This window comes from Nocardia sp. 149-1B (assembly GCF_057747975.1).
Map to the genome: position 1 here is coordinate 2308616 of NZ_CM173233.1, position 18227 is coordinate 2326842.

Here is an 18227-nt window from a genome sequence, read left to right on the forward strand (position 1 = left end):
CGGCCTGGTGATGCGCTACGGCGAGAAGGTCGCGGTCGACGGGCTGTCCTTGGTGGTCGAACGACAGACGATCACCGCCGTCCTCGGCCCCAACGGCGCCGGCAAGACGACCACGCTGGAGACCTGTGAGGGCTACCGGCGTCCCCAGTCGGGGACCGTGCGCGTGCTCGGGCTCGACCCGATCCGCGAGCGCGCGGAGCTGCTGCCGCGCATCGGGGTCATGCTCCAGGGCGGCGGCGCCTGGAGCGGCGTGCGCGCCCGCGAGATGCTCGACCACATCGCGAAGCTGCACGCCCACCCGCTCGACACCCAGATGCTCTCCGACCGCCTCGGGCTGGCGGACTGCGGCCGTACGCCGTATCGGCGGCTCTCAGGCGGGCAGCAGCAGCGGCTCGGGCTGGCGATGGCCCTCGTCGGCCGGCCCGAGATCGTGTTCGTCGACGAGCCGACGGCCGGGATGGACCCGCAGGCCCGGCGGACCACCTGGGAGCTGCTCGAGGAGCTGCGCGGCGACGGGGTCACGGTGGTCCTCACGACCCACTACATGGACGAGGCGGAGCGTCTCGCAGACCAGATCCACATCATCGACCGGGGCCGGCTGATCGCGTCGGGTTCCCCGCTGGAGCTGACCCGGGGCGGCACCCACGCCACCATCAGGCTCGTCGTGACCCGGCCGTTCCCCCCGGGCTCGCCCGACTCGCTGCGCGCGGCGCTGGGCGAGCACACCGAGGTCACCCAGCTCGACGAGGTCAGCCTGCTGGTCACTGGACCCGCCGACGCCTCCACGCTCGCCAAGGTCTCGCGGTGGTGCGAGACCAACGAGGTGCTGCCCGAGTCGTTGACGCTGGGCCAACGCACTCTGGAGGACGTGTTCCTCCAGCTGACCGGACGGGGCCTGACGCCGTGAGCGGGACGTTCTCTCCTCGGCCCGGCGCAGCTCCCCTGCACCGGCAGGTGCTGGCCCAGGCGGCCATGGAGTCGCGGCTGATGCTCCGCAACGGAGAGCAGCTGCTGCTGGCGGTCGTGATCCCGGTCATCGTGCTGATCGGCGGGGTCGCGGGCGCGGACCGCGTCGGCCTCGACCTGACGCACTCCGCGGTCGACGTCTTCGCGCCCGGCGTACTGGCGCTCGCGGTGATGTCGACCGCCTTCACCTCGCTCGCGATCGCGACCGGGTTCGAGCGGCGCTACGGCGTCATCAAGCGTCTCGGGTCCTCACCGCTCCCCCGCTCCGGCCTCCTCGCCGGCAAGATCGGCGGCCTGCTGCTGATCGAGGTGCTCCAGGTCCTGGTCATCTCGCTGGTCGCGCTCGCTCTCGACTGGGATCCCCAGCCGGGGTTGATCGGCGCCGCCCTCGCGGTCGTGCTCGGCACCGCGGCGTTCGCGTCCCTCGGGCTGTTCGTCGCCGGCGTGCTGCGCGCCGAGGCCACCCTGGCCGCGGCCAACCTGATCTACCTCCTGCTCATGGCCGGTGGGGCTGTCGTCCTGCCGGTCTCGGCGTACGGCGCGTTCGGCGACGTCGTGCGCTGGCTACCCTCGGGTGCCCTCGGGAGCGCCATGCGGGTGGCCCTCATCGACGACGGGACCGCCTGGCGCGACCTGTGCGTCCTCCTCGCCTGGTCGGTCCTCGGGACCGCCCTCACCGCCCGGACCTTCAAGTGGGAGTGATGGACCGACTGACCAGCCGGCTGCGGCACCTCGACGATTGGATCCGGGGCTGGGGCTGGGCGTCGCTGATCGCCAACGGCATGCTCGTGGTGACCGGAGGTGTGGTCCGGCTGACCGGCTCCGGCCTCGGGTGCCCGACCTGGCCCCGGTGCACCGAGGACTCGTTGACGCCCCACGGCGCCTACGACGTGCACTCGATCATCGAGTTCGGCAACCGGATGCTCACCTGGGTGCTGGTCGTCGTCGCCGTGGGCACGTTCGTGGCGGCCTGGCAGTCAGGTCGGCGCGACCTGCGCCGGATCGCCCTGGTGATGGCACTCGGCATCCCCGCCCAGGCGGTGATCGGCGGAATCACCGTGCTCACCCACCTCAACCCGTGGGTCGTCTCGCTGCACATGCTCTGCTCGATGGCCATCGTCGGGCTCGCGGTGTTCTTCCTGGAACGACTCGACCAGCCGGCGCCCGAGCTGGCCCCCCGCGGCGCTGCGCTCGGTCTGGCGTGGGCCACGTTCGCCGCCGCGTGGGCGGTCTTCTACGTCGGCACCATCGTGACCGGGTCGGGCCCGCACGCCGGTGACTCCGCCTCCAAGCGCAACGGGCTCTCGCCGCTCCAGATGAGCCAGCTGCACGCCGACCTCGTGTTCTTGTTCGTCGGCCTGACCATCGGGCTGCTGTTCGCCGCGATCGCCACCGGGGCACCCAGCTCCACCCGCCGGGTGATCGTGGTCCTGCTCGCCATCGAGGCCGGCCAGGGAACCATCGGCTTCGTGCAGTACTTCACCGATCTGCCGGTCGTGCTGGTCGGCTTCCACATGCTCGGCTCCGCACTCACGTCGGGCGCCGTCACCTGGGCGCTGGTCCGCGTGCGCGAGCCGCGGGTTCCGGCCGACACATAGGCCCTCGGATCCCCGGAGCGCCACCCGGGACCGGACATGAATCGACGGCGGCCGCCCGCACCCCCGTGGACGGGCTGGCCGCCGTCACTCCTCAGACGCGATGAGAGCCCCGGAGGTTGCGTCTCGGGCAGGAATACTTGCCACTAGTTAGTCCCGATCCCGGCGTAACCCGGCCCGCGAGGGCTCAGCGGGAGAGCAGCGGGTCGACCGCCACGGCGACGAACAGCAGCGACAGGTAGAGGTTCGACGAGTGGAACAGCCGCATCGGCTGGATCACCGAGAGGCTCTCGGTGCCTCGGGTCCGGGCCCACATCCGGTGGGCCTCGAGCAGGAAGAACGCGCCGAGGACGCCGGCGGCGACGGGGTAGAAGACACCGGTGTCGGCCACCGGCCACAGCAGCAACGACGTCGCCACCATCACCCAGCTGTAGAGCACGACCTGGCGGCCCACCTCACGGGCCGGAGCGACCACCGGGAGCATCGGCACGTCCACGTTCGCGTAGTCCTCGCGGTAGCGCAGGGCCAGCGCCCACGTGTGCGGCGGGGTCCAGAAGAACACGACCGCGAACAGCACCACCGGCACCCACGACAGGGAGCCGGTCACCGCCGTCCAACCGATGAGCGCGGGGAAGCAGCCGGCGAGGCCGCCCCACACGATGTTCTGGGTCGTACGCCGCTTGAGCAGCATCGTGTACACGAACACGTAGAACGCGTTCGCACCGACCGACAGGCCGGCCGACAGCGGGTTGACCCAGACGTAGAGGATCACCGTCGAGGCGATCCCGAGCACGAACCCGAACACGAGCGCCGCCGCCGGCGACACGATGTGCCGCGGCAACGCCCGTCGTCGCGTCCGTCGCATCTGCTCGTCGATGTCCCGGTCGTAGACGCAGTTGAACACCGACGCCGACCCCGCCGAGAACGCACCGCCCACGACCGTCGCGACGACCAGTCCCAGGTCGGGCACCCCGCGCGCGGCGAAGAACATCACCGGCACCGTCGTGAGCAGGAGCAGCTCGATCACGCGGGGCTTGGTGAGCCCGACGTACGCCGCCACCACGTCCTTGAGCGTCGCGCGTTCGGCCGTGGACTGCTGGGCAGCAGAAGACGACTGGCCGACGTAGGTCACAAGGGGATCCTCGAGCGCGATGGGGGTACTGGCAGGTAGCAGGACTGCTTCGAGTCTATCGCCTGGGGTGAGTAGGCTCGGGGACGGCCGATGACCTCGGCGCTCACCTCGAAAGGAATCCCGTGACCGACACCGCTGCGCTCGACTGGACAGATCTCGACCAGAAGGCGGTGGACACGGCCAGGGTGCTCGCGATCGACGCCGTGCAGAAGGTCGGCAACGGCCACCCCGGCACCGCGATGAGCCTCGCCCCCGCGGCGTACCTTCTGTTCCAGAAGGTCATGCGCCACGACCCCGCGGACCCCGAGTGGGTCGCCCGTGACCGCTTCGTGCTCTCCTGCGGCCACTCGAGCATCACGCTGTACACGCAGCTCTACCTCGGCGGCTTCGGTCTCGAGATCGAGGACATCAAGGCCCTGCGCACCTGGGGCTCGAAGACCCCGGGCCACCCCGAGCTCGGCCACACCGCCGGCGTCGAGGTGACCACCGGCCCCCTCGGCCAGGGCGTCGCGAACGCCGTCGGCATGGCCATGTCGGCCCGCCGTGTCCACGGCCTGCTCGACCCGGACGCCGCCCCCGGCGAGAGCCTCTTCGACCACCACGTCTACGCGCTGTGCTCCGACGGCGACCTCGAGGAGGGCGTGAGCGGCGAGGCGAGCTCGATCGCAGGCACCCAGGAGCTGGGCAACCTCACGGTCATCTACGACCGCAACCAGATCTCGATCGAGGGCGACACCGACATCGCGTTCACCGAGGACGTGGCGAAGCGCTACGAGGCCTACGGCTGGCACGTGCAGAACGTCGACTGGACCAATGGCCACACCGAGTACGTCGAGGACGTGCCGGCGCTCTACGACGCGATCCAGGCAGCCCGCGAGGTCACCGACCGGCCCTCGCTGATCGTGCTCGACACGATCATCGCCTGGCCCGCCCCCCACGCACAGGGCACCGAGAAGGCCCACGGCAGCGCGCTCGGCGACGACGAGGTCGCGGCCACCAAGAAGGTGCTCGGCTTCGACCCCGAGAAGAAGTTCGAGGTCTCGGAGCAGGTCCTCGCCCATGCCCGTGAGCTGCGCGAGCGCGGCGCCGCGTGGGGCGCGGAGTGGGACGAGAAGTACGCCGCCTGGGCGGCCGCCAACCCCGAGCGCGCCGCGCTCCTGCACCGCCTCAAGGAGCGCCAGCTCCCCGAGGGCCTCGACGCGGTGCTGCCGACCTTCGAGCCCAGCGAGAAGGGCGTCGCGACCCGGACGGCGTCCGGCAAGATCATCAACGCGATCGCCCCGGTGATGCCCGAGCTGTGGGGCGGCTCGGCCGACCTCGCCGGTTCCAACAACACCACGATCGAGTCGGCGCCGTCCTTCCTGCCGCTCAGCCGCGACACCGAGGAGTGGAAGGCCGACCCGTTCCAGGGTCGCGTGCTGCACTTCGGCATCCGCGAGCACGGCATGGGCGCGATCATGAACGGCATCACCGCCGACCGCCTCACCCGCGTCTTCGGTGGCACGTTCCTGACGTTCTCCGACTACATGCGCGGCGCCGTCCGCGTCGCCGCGCTCAGCAAGCTGCCGGCGATCTACGTCTGGACCCACGACTCCATCGGTCTCGGCGAGGACGGCCCCACCCACCAGCCGATCGAGCACCTCGCCGCGCTGCGCGCGATGCCCGGCCTCGACGTCGTACGTCCGGCCGACGCCAACGAGACGGCGGCCGCGTGGCTGGCGATCCTCCAGCACACCGATCGGCCGGCGGCGCTCGCTCTCACCCGGCAGAACGTGCCGGTCTTCCCGCGCGGCGCGGAGGGCTTCGCCGACACCGACGAGGTGAGCAAGGGCGCCTACATCCTGCTCGAGGCCGAGGGCGGCGCCCCCGACGTGATCTTGATGGGCACCGGCTCCGAGGTGCAGGTCGCCGTCGCCGCGCGCGAGCTGCTCGCTGCCGAGGGCATCAAGGCCCGCGTCGTCTCCATGCCGTGCCTGGAGTGGTTCGAGGCGCAGGACCAGGCCTACCGCGACAAGGTGATCCCGCCGATCGTCAAGGCGCGGGTCTCGGTCGAGGCCGGGGTGAAGCAGGGCTGGCGCGAGTACGTCGGCGACCACGGCCGGATCATCTCCATCGACCACTACGGCGCATCGGCCGACTACTCCCGGATCTACCAGGAGTTCGGCATCACCGCCGAGGCCGTCGCGGCCGCGGCGCACGACAGCATCACGGCCGTACGCGGCTGACCTGACCGAACGACCAGAGGAGCAGCCCGTGAACGACCGACTGAAAGCCCTGACCGACGCAGGCGTCTCCATCTGGCTCGACGACCTCTCCCGCGAACGCATCGAGAGCGGGAACCTCGCCGAGCTCGTCGCGGAGCGCTCGGTGGTGGGCGTGACCACCAACCCGACGATCTTCGCTGCGGCGATCGCCAACGGCGAGCGCTACGACGAGCAGGTCGCGCAGCTCGTCGAGAAGGGCGAGCCCGTCGAGCGGGTGGTCTTCGAGCTCACGACCGAGGACGTCCGCAACGCTTGCGACCTCATGCGCCCGACGTACGACGGCACCCCGGCCGACGGCCGGGTGTCCATCGAGGTCGAGCCCGACCTGGCCAACGACACCGAGGGCACCATCGCCTCGGCCCGGGCGCTGTGGAAGGCGGTGGACCGGCCCAACGCGCTGATCAAGATCCCGGCGACCAAGGAAGGGCTTCCGGCGATCACCGCAGCGATCGCCGAGGGCATCAGCGTCAACGTCACGCTGATCTTCGGCGAGCAGCGTTACCGCGAGGTCATGGACGCCTACCTCACCGGCCTCGAGCAGGCCCGCGAGGCCGGCCACGACCTCTCGTCGATCCACTCGGTGGCGTCATTCTTCGTCTCCCGCGTCGACTCCGAGGTCGACAAGCGCCTGGAGAGCATCGGCTCGGAGCCCGCCCTCGCCCTGCGGGGCAAGGCCGCGGTCGCCAACGCGCTGGTCGCCTACGGCGCGTTCGAGGAGGTCTTCGGCTCCGAGCGCTGGCGCGAGCTGGAGGCGGCCGGTGCCCAGCGCCAGCGTCCTCTCTGGGCGTCGACCGGGGTCAAGAACCCCGACTACGACGACACGATGTACGTCCGCGACCTCGTGGTCCCCGAGACCGTCAACACCATGCCGGAGAAGACCCTGGACGCCTTCGCCGACCACGGCGAGATCCTCGGCGACGTCGTCACCGGTCGCGCGGGCGCAGGTGCCGCGATTCTCGACCGGCTCGGCGAGCTCGGCGTCGACTTCCTCGACGTCCTGGTCGTCTTGGAGCACGAGGGTGTCGACAAGTTCAAGAAGTCGTGGACCGAGCTCGTCGAGACGGTGTCCACCCAGATGAAGAAGGCCTCCCGGTGACTGATGGCATGACCGACTCCTCCAGCCCTGTTGCCGGTTGGCACGTCTCGCAGGGTGACCACCACGAGCTGCACGTGGGCTACCGCGACGAGGCGGCGTACGTCGCCGCCGTCCGCTCCCTCGTCGATGACAAGGTCGCCAGCCGACTCGCGGCCCGCGACCACACGCTGTGGGGCGAGGCCGCCGAGGCCGAGTCCAGCAAGCGGCTCGGCTGGGTGGGACTGTCCAGCGCCTCGCGCTCGATGATCAGCGACATCGCTGAGCTCGAGGTCGAGCTGCGCGAGCAGCAGGTCTACCGGATCGTGCTGTGCGGCATGGGCGGGTCGTCGCTGGCACCCGAGGTCATCTGCCAGAGCGACGACGTCGAGCTCGTGGTGCTCGACTCCTCCGACCCCGATTTCGTGCGCACGGCCATCGAGCAGCGGCTCGAGGAGACCGCTGTCGTGGTCTCCAGCAAGTCCGGTGGCACCGTCGAGACCGACAGCCAGCGCCGCGCCTTCGAGAAGGCGTTCAAGGACGCCGGCATCGACCCCACGCACCGCATCATCGTCGTCACCGACCCGGGCTCCCCTCTGGAGAAGTCCGCGCGCGAGGCCGGCTACCGGGTCTTCCTCGCCGACCCCGAGGTGGGCGGTCGCTACTCCGCGCTGACCGCGTTCGGGCTGGTGCCCAGCGGCCTCGCGGGCGCCAACATCGCCGAGCTCCTCGACGAGGCCGAGGCGATCCGCCCGGCGCTCGAGGACGACTCCGTCGACAACCCCGGCCTGCGGCTGGGCGCCCTGCTGGGCGTCGCCAACCTCGCCGGCGCCGACAAGCTCGCGCTCGCCAACGTCGGGGCGCCGTACGCCGGCTTCGGCGACTGGGTGGAGCAGCTGGTCGCCGAGTCGACCGGCAAGGACGGCAAGGGCATCCTGCCGGTCGTCGTCGAGTCGCTCGACTCCCCCAACTTCACGCCCAACACCGCAGACGAGGTGCTGGTCGCGTTCGGTCCCGGCCACGCCGAGCGCGCCGACAAGATCCGCCCGACATCCGGCTGGGGCGCCACCATCGACGCACCGCTGGGCGCGCAGCTGCTGCTGTGGGAGTACGCCACCGCCGTCGCGGGGCGCATCATCGGCATCAACCCGTTCGACCAGCCCGACGTCGAGAGCGCGAAGGCCGCGGCCCGCGAGATGCTCGACGGCGGCGGCAGCACCCCCGAGCCCGTCTTCACCGACGGGCCGGTTGCGGTCTACGCCTCCGAGGGCTGGCTGCCCGAGGGGACCACGACGGTCGCCGGCGCGGTCGAGGCCCTGCTCAGCAGTCTCGACCAGGACCACGGCTACGTGTCCGTCCAGGCCTACCTCGACCGGCACCGGGACGCCCGGCTCGCTGGCGTCCGCGACAAGCTCGCGGTCCGCACCTCACGCCCCGTGACGTTCGGCTGGGGCCCGCGGTTCCTGCACTCCACCGGTCAGTACCACAAGGGCGGACCCGCCACCGGCGTCTACCTCCAGGTGACCGGCCAGCCCGAGGCGGACCTCGCCGTACCCGACCGTCCGTTCACGTTCCACGAGTTCATCACCGCCCAGGCCGTCGGCGACGGCAAGGTGCTGGCGGACAAGGGCCGGCCGGTGCTCCGGCTGCACGTGTCGTCACCAGGCGACCTCGGCGCGGTGCTGGGAGTGCTCGGGTGACGACGCCGCCGGTGTGGAGCAACCCGCTCCGCGATCCCCGGGACCGGCGGCTGCCTCGCATCGCGGGGCCGAGCGGGATGGTGCTCTTCGGTGTGACCGGAGACCTCTCCCGCAAGAAGATCATGCCGGCCATCTACGACCTGGCTAACCGGGGGCTGCTGCCGCCAGGCTTCAGCCTCACGGGGTTCGCCCGGCGCGACTGGGCCGACCAGGACTTCGCGCAGATCGTCCACGACTCGGTGAAGGCCCACGCTCGCACGGAGTTCCGTGAGGAGGTGTGGCAGCAGCTAGCCGAGGGCTTCCGGTTCGTGCCGGGCGACTTCGACGACGACCAGGCGTTCGAGCGGCTCCGCCGTACGATCGAGGAGCTCGACGAGGTCCGCGGCACCGGCGGCAACCACGCGTTCTACCTGGCGATCCCGCCGGGGTTCTTCGGCAACGTGGTCGGCCAGCTCCAGGAGCACGGCCTCACCGAGGGCCGCGGCGACTCCTGGCGCCGAGTGGTCGTGGAGAAGCCGTTCGGCCACGACCTGGAGTCCGCGAAGCAGCTGAACGCGGTGCTCGACGAGGTGTTCCCGTCCGGGTCGATCTTCCGGATCGACCACTACCTCGGCAAGGAGACGGTCCAGAACATCCTGGCGCTGCGGTTCGCCAACTCGATGTTCGAGCCGATCTGGAACTCCAACTACGTCGACCATGTGCAGATCACGATGGCCGAGGACGTCGGCATCGGTGGCCGGGCCGGCTACTACGACGGCATCGGCGCGGCGCGCGACGTGATCCAGAACCACCTGCTCCAGCTGATGGCGCTGGTCGCCATGGAGGAGCCCACGTCGTTCGACGCGGAGAGCCTGCGCTTCGAGAAGCAGAAGGTGCTCGCCAGCGTGGTGCTGCCGCGCCGGCTCGACCTCACGACCGCCCGGGGCCAGTACGCGCCCGGGTGGGCGGGCGGCGAGGAGGTGATCGGCTTCCTCCAGGAGGAGGGCATCAAGCGCACCTCGACCACCGAGACGTACGCCGCTGTGACCCTCAACGTCGACACCCGCCGGTGGGCCGGGGTCCCGTTCTACCTGCGCACCGGCAAACGCCTCGGCCGGCGCGTCACCGAGGTCGCCGTGGTGTTCAAGCGCGCCCCTCACCTGCCGTTCGCTGCATCCTCGACCGAGGAGCTCACCCAGAACGCCCTGGTGATCCGGGTCCAACCCGACGAAGGCGTCACGATGCGGTTCGGCTCCAAGGTGCCGGGCACCCAGATGGAGATCCGCGACGTGAACATGGACTTCGTCTACGGCGGTGCGTTCACCGAGTCCTCCCCCGAGGCCTACGAGCGGCTGATCCTCGACGTGCTGCTCGGAGACCCGCCGCTGTTCCCGCGGCACGAGGAGGTCGAGCTGTCCTGGAAGATCCTCGACCCGATCCTCGACCACTGGGCCCGGCAGGACGAGCAGGGCAAGAGCAAGCCCGAGCAGTACGAGTCCGGCGGCTGGGGACCCGAGTCCGCCGACGCCATGCTGGCCCGCGACGGGCGCGTCTGGAGGAGGCCGTAGTGACCCCACCCAACGAAGCCGCGGGCCTCCCCCGCAACGCTTCACCCCACGACCTTCTCGCTCCTCCGCTTCGCTCCCCCGCGACAAGCCCGCGGGGACCCCGAAGCTGCGCTCCTCCGACCCACACCTTCGAGGGGACCCCGGAATGATTGAGCTCGTCAGTACGAATGCGTCGGCGATCGCCGCGGAGTTCGTCCGGGCCCGCACTCGGGCCGGCAGTCCCGCCATGGGCATGGTGATGACGCTGATCATCGTGGTCAACGAGGACCAGGCCGACGACGCCATGGCGGCCGCCCAGGCGGCCTCCCACGAGCACCCCGCGCGGGTCCTCGGCGTGATCCTCGGCGATGGCCGCGGCGCGCCGCAGGTCAACGCCCAGGTGGGCATCGGGTCGGGCTGGACGGGCGAGACCGCCCTGATCCGGCTGAAGGGCGAGGTCGTCAAGCACCCCGAGTCGGTCGTGCTGCCGCTGCTGCTCCCCGACTCCCCTGTGGCCGTCTGGTGGCCCTGCCACCCGCCGGCCGACCCCGCTGCCGACCCGCTCGGCAGGCTGGCCCAGCGCCGGATCACCGATGCGGCCGCGGCCTCGAAGGCGCGGACCAAGGCGATCCACCAGCAGTGCTCGGCGTACACCAAGGGCAACACCGACCTCGCCTGGACCCGGATCACGGCGTGGCGCGCGCTGCTGGCCGCGTCGCTGGACCAACGACCGATCAAGGTCACGAGCGCCTCGGTGACCGGCGAACGCGTCAGCCCGAGCGCCGACCTGCTGGCCGCGTGGCTGGCCGATCGTCTCAAGATCGAGGTGAAGCGCTCGAGCTCGGAGGGGCCCGGCATCACCGAGGTCGTGCTGGAGACCCGTGACGGGCCGATCCGGATCAGCCGGACCGACGGCAAGCTCGCCACGTTTTCCTCACCCGGCCAGCCCGACCGCCCGGTCGCGCTCAAGCGGCGCGATCTTCCCGAGCTGCTCGCCGAGGAGCTGCGTCGCCTCGACGAGGACGACATCTACGCCGAGACCGCCCGCGCGCTGGTCAAGATGGGAACGCGATCATGAGCACCGTCCCCCGCGTCGAGGTCCACCCGGACTCCGCGACCCTGGCCACGGCGGTCGCCGGCGAGCTCCTCACCCGGCTCGCCGACGCGCAGGCCGCCGGTGGGATCCCGCAGATCGCCCTCACCGGCGGCAGCATCGCCGAGGAGATCCACCGCGAGGTCGCGCGCCTCTCCCCCGCATCCGAGGTCGACTGGAGCCAGGTCGTGGTGTGGTGGGGCGACGAGCGGTTCGTGGCCCCGGACTCCCCCGACCGCAACGCCGGACAAGCGCAGGCCGCCTTCCTCGACGCGGTCGGTGCCGACCCCGCGAAGGTGCACGCGATGCCCTCGACCGCGGACGCGGCCGACGTCGACGCCGGTGCGGCGTCGTACGCCGCGGAGCTGCGCGAGCACGGGGCCGGCGAGTTCGACGTGGTGATGCTGGGGATCGGCCCCGACGGCCACATCGCGTCGCTGTTCCCGGGGTTCCCCCAGCTCGACGTCACCGACCAGATCGCCGTGGGTGTCACGGGCTCACCGAAGCCACCGCCCGAGCGGGTCAGCCTCACATTCGCCGCCCTCAACCGGGCCCGGTCGGTGTGGTTCCTGGTCAGCGGCGATGGCAAGGCCGGAGCCGTCGCCCGCGCGCTCGGTGGCGCCGACCTCCACGAGATCCCCGCCGCCGGCGTCACCGGCCACGACGAGACGATCTGGTTCCTGGACCGCCCGGCAGCCTCCCAGCTCTAGGGCCGAGTCGGCGCGTCTGCACGCCCTGAGAGGCCGAGTCGGCGCATCTGCACGCCCTGAGAGGCCGAGTCGGCGCATCTGCACGCCCTGAGAAGCCGAGTCGGCGCATCTGCAGGCACTTCTCCACAGGCCCGCAGGCAGTCGGGCTCGTGAGTGCCCTCGCCGGGAAGAGTCTGTGCATGGACATCGACACCATGGCGTACGACGGGCGCCTCGGGCACGACTTCCCGCTTCCCGTCGACGAACCCTTCACCTATGCCGCGGCGCTCGCTGCGGGCATCACGCGTCGCGGACTCGGGCGCCTGCAGACCGAGGCGCTCGTGCGGCGACCCCTCAAGAGCGTCTATGTCGGCACCCATGTTCCCGACTCACTCGACTTGCGCGCCGCTTGCCTGCGACTCGTGACGCCCCCTGACTGCGTGGTGGTCGACCGGCACGCAGGCTGGCTGTTGGGCGCCCAGATGGTGCTGCGGCCCAACGAACACCTGCATCTGCGACCAATCTCTATGTATCGGCCATCCGGAAACGGACGCCTGCGCAACCCGATAGCAGCCAGTGGCGAACGAAACGTCCGCGACGAGGACATCACCGTGGTTCACGGGCTGCAGGTCACGACCCCGCTGCGCACGGCGTGGGATCTCGGCCGAGTCCGGTGGACCGACGAGGCCATCTCCGGCCTGGACGCGATGTTCCGGCTCGGCTCGTTTAGTCGCGAGGAGTTCCTGGCCGGCATCGAGCGCTTCGCGAAGATGCGATGGGTGACGACGCTACGCGAGATCGGGCCGCTCGCCGACGGTCGCAGCGAGTCGCCCGGCGAGTCGGTCCTACGGTTGCGCTGCTACGAGGCCGGCCTGCGCGTCGCTCCACAGGTGGACGTCTACGACGGCGACGTGTTCCTGGGCAGGTTGGACCTCCTGAACGACGAGTTCCTTCTCGGTGTGGAGTACGACGGCATCGAATGGCACTCGACACCCGAGCAGCAGGAGCACGATCGCGAGCGACGGTCCGTGATGACCGACGTCGGCTACCGCATCGAGGCGTTCGGCGTCGACGACGTATTCGGGCGAGCGCGGACCTGCGACCTCGTGCTTCGCGGCGCTGCCCGCGAAGCACGCGCCGCCCGGGCGCGCCGTATCGCCTGACCGCGTGCAGATGCGCCGACTCGGCACCACGACGCGTGCAGATGCGCCGACTCGGCGCCCCTGCATGTGCAGTAAGCGCCGAGTCGGTGGTGAAGACGGGGCGGGCCTAGAAGATGATGTCGCCGGACTTGCGCCGCGAGCGCAGGAGCGCGAGCGCCTCGTCGAGGATGTCCGCGGCCTCCTGGTCGGAGCGACGCTCCTTAACATAGGCAAGGTGGGTCTTGTACGGCTCGATCTTGGGTGCCGGGGGCGGGTTCTCGGAGTCACGGCTCGCCGGCAGACCGCACTTGGGGCAGTCCCACGAGTCCGGCACCTGCGCCTCGACCGAGAACGTCACCACTGAGCGGTGCGCGTGGGCACAGAAGTACGTGACGGCCTGCCGAGGGGCAGCCTCACCGCGCTCCGCTTCGCCCATCGGGCCGGCACCAACCCGGCTCCCGCGAATCGCGTTTCCTCCACCAGCCACAGACGGTTCCCTTCTCGAATTCTCAGTAGGCGAGCAGGAGCCCGAGGGCCACCACACAGGCAAACCAGATGACGCCGATCCCGACCGTCAGACGGTCGAGGTTGCGCTCCGCGACGGAAGAACCGCCCAGGGAGCTCGAGACGCCACCGCCGAACATGTCCGAGAGGCCGCCCCCGCGGCCCTTGTGGAGCAGCACGAGCAGGATCATCAGACCGCTCGCGATCATGAGCACGATGGTGAAGAGCAGAGTCACGATCGGTAAGCCTACGTCAGAGGTCCGGCGATCAGAGGATCGGCATGTCGTAGAACCGGCAGATTCCGCCGAACTCGTCGACCTGCAGGCTCGCGCCACCCACGAGGCAGCCGTCGACGTCCTCCTTGGCCATGATGCCCGCGACGTTGGATGCCTTCACAGACCCGCCGTAGAGGACGCGTACGGCGTCCGCCGCGTCGTCGCCGTGGACCTCGCGGACCCGCTCCCGGATCGCCGCGCACACCTCCTGGGCGTCCTCGGGCGTGGCGACCTCGCCGGTGCCGATGGCCCACACGGGCTCGTAGGCGATGACGAGGCCGGCGATCTGCTCGGCGGTGAACCCGGCGAGCGATCCGTCGACCTGGGCGAGGCAGTGCGCGACGTGCTGGTTCGCCTGGCGGACCTCGAGGCCCTCGCCGACGCACACGATCGGGATCATGCCGGCGTTCAGCGCCTTGTGCGCCTTGGCGTTGACGACCTCGTCGGTCTCGGCGTGGTACTCGCGACGCTCGCTGTGCCCGACGACGACGTAGGAGCAGCCGAGCTTGCTCAGCATGCTGGCCGAGATCTCGCCGGTGTAGGCGCCGGAGTCCTGCGTCGAGACGTCCTGGGCGGCGTACTTGACCAGCAGGCGGTCACCGTCGACAAGCGTCTGGACCGACCGCAGGTCGGTGAACGGCGGGACGACCACGACCTCGGCGCGACGGTAGTCGTGCTTCTTGTCAGCCAGGGTCCAGGCGAGCTTCTGGACCAGGACCACCGCCTCCTGGTGGTTGAGGTTCATCTTCCAGTTGCCCGCCATGAGCGGGGTGCGCTTCTCGGCCATGCCATCCTCGGCGTCTCGTGTGGTCCGGAGCGGACGCCCCGGTGTGGTTCGTGGGATCCGGGTCGGGCCCCCGCGGACCGAGGTCCGCGGGGGCCACGCCCGGGTGGTTCAGGCCTCGAGGACCTTGATGCCGGGCAGTTCCTTGCCCTCGAGGTACTCCAGGCTGGCGCCGCCACCGGTGGAGATGTGGCCGAAGGCCGCCTGGTCGAAGCCGAGCCTGCGGACGGCGGCGGCGGAGTCGCCACCACCGACCACCGAGAGCCCGTCGACCTTGGTGAGCGCCTCGGCGACGGCACGGGTGCCGCCGGCGAAGGCGTCGGTCTCGAACACGCCCATCGGGCCGTTCCAGAACACCGTCTTGGCGTCGGCGAGCGCAGCCGCGAAGGCCTGCGCCGACTCGGGTCCGATGTCGAGCCCGAGCGCGTCGGCCGGGATCTCCGAGGCGGGTACGACGCTCGGCTGCGGCTCGCGGTCCCCCGAGGGGAACGCCGTGTCGACGACGATGTCCGTGGGCAGGACGATCTCGACGCCGGACTGTGCGGCCCGCTCCAGGTAGGAGCGGCAGGTGTCGAGCTGGTCCTCCTCGAGGAGGCTCTTGCCGACCTCGTGGCCCTGGGCCTTGAGGAAGGTGAACACCATGCCACCGCCGATGAGCAGCTTGTCGGCCTTGCCCAACAGGTTGTCGATGACGCCCAGCTTGTCGGAGACCTTCGAGCCGCCGAGGACGACGACGTAGGGGCGGGCCGGGTCGACCGTGAGCCGACGCAGTACGCCGATCTCGGTGGACACCAGCGCACCCATCGCGTGCGGCAGGCGCTGCGCGACGTCGTAGACCGAGGCCTGCTTGCGGTGCACCACGCCGAAGCCGTCGGAGACGAAGGCATCGGCGAGGGCCGCGAGCTGGTCGGCGAACGCACCGCGCTCGGCCTCGTCCTTGCTGGTCTCGCCCGGGTTGAACCGGACGTTCTCGAGCACGGCGACCTGCCCGTCCTGGAGACCCGCGACCGTGGCCTGGGCGCTCTCCCCGACGGTGTCGGTGGCGAACGCGACCTCCTGGCCCAGCAGCTCGCCGAGCCGGGCTACGACCGGCCGGAGCGAGTACCGGTCCTCGGGCGCCCCCTTGGGGCGCCCGAGGTGGGCGGTCACGATCACCCGGGCGCCGGCGTCGGCCAGCGCCTTGATGGTCGGCACGCTTGCGCGGATCCGGCCGTCGTCGGTGATGGTCGTCCCGTCGAGCGGGACGTTGAGGTCGGACCGGACGAGCACGCGCTTGCCGGCGACCTCACCGAGTCCGTCGTAGGACGCCACGATCAGAGGGTCGCCGCGACGTAGTCGATCAGGTCGACGAGGCGGTTGGAGTAGCCCCACTCGTTGTCGTACCAGCCGACGACCTTGACCTGGTTGCCGATGACCTTGGTCAGCGGCGCGTCGAAGATGCACGACGCCGGGTCGGTGGTGATGTCGGTGGAGACGATCGGGTCCTCGCTGTACTTGAGGAACTTGCCGTCGGCGGCGGCCTTGACGATCGCGTTGACCTCCTCGACCGTGGTCTCGCGGCCGGCCTCGAAGGTGAGGTCGGTGGCGGAGCCGGTCGGGGTGGGGACGCGCAGGGCGTAGCCGTCGAGCTTGCCCTTGAGCTCGGGCATGACCAGGGCGATCGCCTTGGCGGCACCGGTCGAGGTCGGCACGATGTTGAGCGCGGCGGCGCGGGCGCGACGCAGGTCCTTGTGCGGGCCGTCGAGCAGGTTCTGGTCGCCGGTGTAGGCGTGGATGGTCGTCATCAGGCCCTTGACGATGCCGAGCTCGTCGTGGAGCGCCTTGGCCATCGGCGCCAGGCAGTTCGTGGTGCAGGACGCGTTGGAGATGATGTGGTGCGCGGCCGGGTCGTAGTCGCCCTCGTTGACGCCCATCACGATGGTGACGTCCTCGTTCTTCGCCGGAGCGGAGATGATGACCTTCTTGGCGCCGCCGTCGATGTGGGCCTTGGCCTTCGTCGCGTCGGTGAAGAAGCCGGTCGACTCGAGCACGATGTCGACGTTGAGGTCGCCCCACGGCAGTGCGGCCGGGTCGCGCTCCTCGAACACCTTGAAGGTGTGGCCCGCAGCGGAGATCTCGGTCTCGTTGGAGGTGACGTCACCCTCGAGGCGACCCAGGATCGAGTCGTACTTGAGGAGCGTCGCCAGGGTCTTGTTGTCCGTGAGGTCGTTGACGGCGACGATCTCGATGTCGGCGCCAGAGGCCACCACGGCCCGGAAGAAGTTGCGGCCGATCCGGCCGAACCCGTTGATACCTACTCGAACGGTCACTGCGGAGCTCCTCATGTCGCGCTAGCTGATGGGGACGGCTGGGGTGTCCGGCCGTCCGTTTTCCGACCCTATCCCTCGGATCGCTATGACCAACCTCTCGTCCCGGGGTACGTTCCGGTAACGAGCGAAGGTCCCCAGACCTCGGGACCTTAGGTCTTCATAGAACCGAAGTCAGCCCTCATCCGCAAGCATGTCCGGCGTCAGCGACGCCTCGGTGTCGGGGATGCCGAGCTCCTCGGCGCGCTTGTCGGCCATCGCCAACAGCCGTCGGATGCGCCCGGCGATCGCGTCCTTGGTGAGCACCGGGTCGTGCAGCTGGCCGAGCTCCTCGAGCGAGGCCTGCTTGTGCTCCAGACGGAGCTCGCCGGCCATCTTGAGGTGGTCGGGGACGTCCTCGCCGAGGATCTCCATCGCCCGGTCCACCCGCGCTCCGGCCGCCACCGCGGCCCGTGCCGACCGCCGCAGGTTGGCGTCGTCGAAGTTGGCCAGCCGGTTGGCGGTGGCGCGGACCTCGCGTCGCATCCGGCGCTCCTCCCAGGCCATCAGCGACTCGTGGGCGCCGAGCCGGGTGAGCAGCTGGCCGATGGCGTCGCCGTCGCGGATCACGACCCGGTCGACGCCGCGTACCTCGCGGGCCTTCGCGTGGATGCCGAGCCTGCGCGCGACGCCCACCAGCGCGAGCGCGGCCTCGGGGCCGGGGCAGGTCACCTCGAGCGCGGAGGACCGGCCGGGCTCGGTGAGCGAGCCGTGCGCGAGGAACGCGCCGCGCCACGCGGCGACGGCGTCGCAGCCGCCGCCCGAGACGACCGCGGGCGGGAGCCCCCGCACAGGACGTCCGCGCTGGTCGAGCAGCCCGGTCTGCCTCGCGAGCGCCTCGCCGTCCTTGACCACCCGCACGATGTAGCGGCTGCCCTTGCGGATGCCGTTGCCCTGCACCATCACGACGTCGGACTGGTGGCCGTAGACCTCGGCGATGTTCGTGCGCAGCCGCCGGGCGGAGGCACCGGTGTCGAACTCGGCCTCGACCACGATCCGGCCGCTGACGATGTGCAGACCGCCCGCGAACCGGAGCATCGAGGCCACCTCGGCCTTGCGGCAGCACGTCTTCGTGACCTGGGTGCTGGCCAGCTCCGCCTTCACCTGTGCCGTCATCGCCATGGCGCAGATCCTTTCACG

Annotated in this window: 17 protein-coding genes; 10 read left to right on the plus strand and 7 right to left on the minus strand. The window is 70.5% G+C overall.

The genetic code is table 11. The annotated features are described in order from the left end of the window. Positions 1-10: 10 nt before the first annotated feature. Genes AC3ANS_RS11120 through AC3ANS_RS11130 form a run of 3 tightly spaced genes read left to right on the plus strand, consistent with a single transcriptional unit; the run spans position 11 to position 2564 of the window. Positions 11-907, plus strand: a complete 897-nt coding sequence (locus AC3ANS_RS11120) for an ABC transporter ATP-binding protein (RefSeq protein WP_488296480.1) — start codon at positions 11-13, stop codon at positions 905-907. After that, entirely contained in the window at positions 904-1668 is a 765-nt protein-coding gene (locus AC3ANS_RS11125) for an ABC transporter permease (protein WP_488296218.1), read from the plus strand. The genes AC3ANS_RS11120 and AC3ANS_RS11125 overlap by 4 nt, the downstream gene beginning before the upstream one ends. Beyond that, entirely contained in the window at positions 1668-2564 is an 897-nt protein-coding gene (locus AC3ANS_RS11130; RefSeq protein ID WP_488296219.1) for a COX15/CtaA family protein, read from the plus strand. Before AC3ANS_RS11125 ends, AC3ANS_RS11130 begins: the two co-directional genes overlap by 1 nt. A 184-nt stretch (positions 2565-2748) precedes the next feature. Here the strand turns inward: AC3ANS_RS11130 and AC3ANS_RS11135 are convergent, their stop codons facing one another. Continuing rightward, positions 2749-3693 carry a heme o synthase gene (locus AC3ANS_RS11135; RefSeq protein WP_488296220.1) on the minus strand — a complete coding sequence of 315 codons (945 nt, stop codon included), beginning with the start codon at positions 3691-3693 and terminating at the stop codon, positions 2749-2751. 122 nt (positions 3694-3815) lie between these two features. Here AC3ANS_RS11135 and tkt point away from each other — a divergent pair, with 122 nt between their 5' ends. The 7 genes from tkt (at position 3816) to AC3ANS_RS11170 (ending at position 13200) form a co-directional block, all read left to right on the plus strand. Next, positions 3816-5918, plus strand: coding sequence for a transketolase (gene tkt, locus AC3ANS_RS11140; protein ID WP_488296221.1), 2103 nt, complete (start codon positions 3816-3818; stop codon positions 5916-5918). A 28-nt stretch (positions 5919-5946) separates the two neighbouring features. Next, positions 5947-7053, plus strand: coding sequence for a transaldolase (tal, locus tag AC3ANS_RS11145; protein WP_488296222.1), 1107 nt, complete (start codon positions 5947-5949; stop codon positions 7051-7053). 8 nt (positions 7054-7061) lie between these two features. Further along, positions 7062-8729 (plus strand): hypothetical protein, encoded by a 1668-nt coding sequence (locus AC3ANS_RS11150; RefSeq protein WP_488296223.1) that lies wholly within the window; start codon positions 7062-7064, stop codon positions 8727-8729. Next, entirely contained in the window at positions 8726-10276 is a 1551-nt protein-coding gene (gene zwf, locus AC3ANS_RS11155; protein ID WP_488296224.1) for a glucose-6-phosphate dehydrogenase, read from the plus strand. Before AC3ANS_RS11150 ends, zwf begins: the two co-directional genes overlap by 4 nt. A 145-nt stretch (positions 10277-10421) precedes the next feature. Next, on the plus strand, positions 10422-11333 hold the full coding sequence (locus AC3ANS_RS11160; protein ID WP_488296225.1) for a glucose-6-phosphate dehydrogenase assembly protein OpcA: 912 nt from the start codon (positions 10422-10424) through the stop codon (positions 11331-11333). Further along, a complete protein-coding gene (gene pgl / locus AC3ANS_RS11165; protein ID WP_488296226.1) occupies positions 11330-12058 on the plus strand; it encodes a 6-phosphogluconolactonase in 729 nt (242 codons plus the stop codon). Before AC3ANS_RS11160 ends, pgl begins: the two co-directional genes overlap by 4 nt. 179 nt (positions 12059-12237) lie before the next feature. Further along, the gene (locus AC3ANS_RS11170; RefSeq protein WP_488296227.1) at positions 12238-13200 is read left to right on the plus strand and encodes a hypothetical protein; all 963 of its coding nucleotides are present in this window, start codon (positions 12238-12240) and stop codon (positions 13198-13200) included. Positions 13201-13306: 106 nt separating this feature from the next. Here AC3ANS_RS11170 and AC3ANS_RS11175 read toward each other — a convergent pair whose 3' ends face one another. The 6 genes from AC3ANS_RS11175 to whiA all read right to left on the minus strand — a co-directional run bounded on the left by AC3ANS_RS11175 (position 13307) and on the right by whiA (position 18209). Continuing rightward, positions 13307-13723, minus strand: coding sequence for an RNA polymerase-binding protein RbpA (locus AC3ANS_RS11175; protein WP_488296228.1), 417 nt, complete (start codon positions 13721-13723; stop codon positions 13307-13309). Continuing rightward, on the minus strand, positions 13689-13919 hold the full coding sequence (secG, locus tag AC3ANS_RS11180) for a preprotein translocase subunit SecG (protein ID WP_207559306.1): 231 nt from the start codon (positions 13917-13919) through the stop codon (positions 13689-13691). The genes AC3ANS_RS11175 and secG overlap by 35 nt, the downstream gene beginning before the upstream one ends. 31 nt (positions 13920-13950) lie before the next feature. Then, a complete protein-coding gene (tpiA, locus tag AC3ANS_RS11185; RefSeq protein ID WP_488296229.1) occupies positions 13951-14745 on the minus strand; it encodes a triose-phosphate isomerase in 795 nt (264 codons plus the stop codon). A gap of 108 nt (positions 14746-14853) precedes the next feature. Further along, positions 14854-16053: a phosphoglycerate kinase gene (locus tag AC3ANS_RS11190; protein WP_488296230.1), complete on the minus strand. Its 1200-nt coding sequence runs from the start codon at positions 16051-16053 to the stop codon at positions 14854-14856. A 2-nt stretch (positions 16054-16055) separates the two neighbouring features. Next, positions 16056-17051, minus strand: coding sequence for a type I glyceraldehyde-3-phosphate dehydrogenase (gene gap / locus AC3ANS_RS11195; RefSeq protein WP_488296231.1), 996 nt, complete (start codon positions 17049-17051; stop codon positions 16056-16058). 171 nt (positions 17052-17222) lie between these two features. Then, the gene (gene whiA, locus AC3ANS_RS11200) at positions 17223-18209 is read right to left on the minus strand and encodes a DNA-binding protein WhiA (RefSeq protein ID WP_488296232.1); all 987 of its coding nucleotides are present in this window, start codon (positions 18207-18209) and stop codon (positions 17223-17225) included. Positions 18210-18227 lie beyond the last annotated feature (18 nt).

Coding starts and splice junctions, on each gene's coding strand:
- whiA (WP_488296232.1), bottom strand. CDS start 18,209: ATGGCGATGACGGCACAGGTGAAGGCGGAGCTGGCCAGCACCCAGGTC.
- AC3ANS_RS11150 (WP_488296223.1), top strand. CDS start 7,062: ATGACCGACTCCTCCAGCCCTGTTGCCGGTTGGCACGTCTCGCAGGGT.
- AC3ANS_RS11130 (WP_488296219.1), top strand. CDS start 1,668: ATGGACCGACTGACCAGCCGGCTGCGGCACCTCGACGATTGGATCCGG.
- pgl (WP_488296226.1), top strand. CDS start 11,330: ATGAGCACCGTCCCCCGCGTCGAGGTCCACCCGGACTCCGCGACCCTG.
- AC3ANS_RS11160 (WP_488296225.1), top strand. CDS start 10,422: ATGATTGAGCTCGTCAGTACGAATGCGTCGGCGATCGCCGCGGAGTTC.
- tpiA (WP_488296229.1), bottom strand. CDS start 14,745: ATGGCCGAGAAGCGCACCCCGCTCATGGCGGGCAACTGGAAGATGAAC.
- AC3ANS_RS11170 (WP_488296227.1), top strand. CDS start 12,238: ATGGACATCGACACCATGGCGTACGACGGGCGCCTCGGGCACGACTTC.
- AC3ANS_RS11120 (WP_488296480.1), top strand. CDS start 11: ATGCGCTACGGCGAGAAGGTCGCGGTCGACGGGCTGTCCTTGGTGGTC.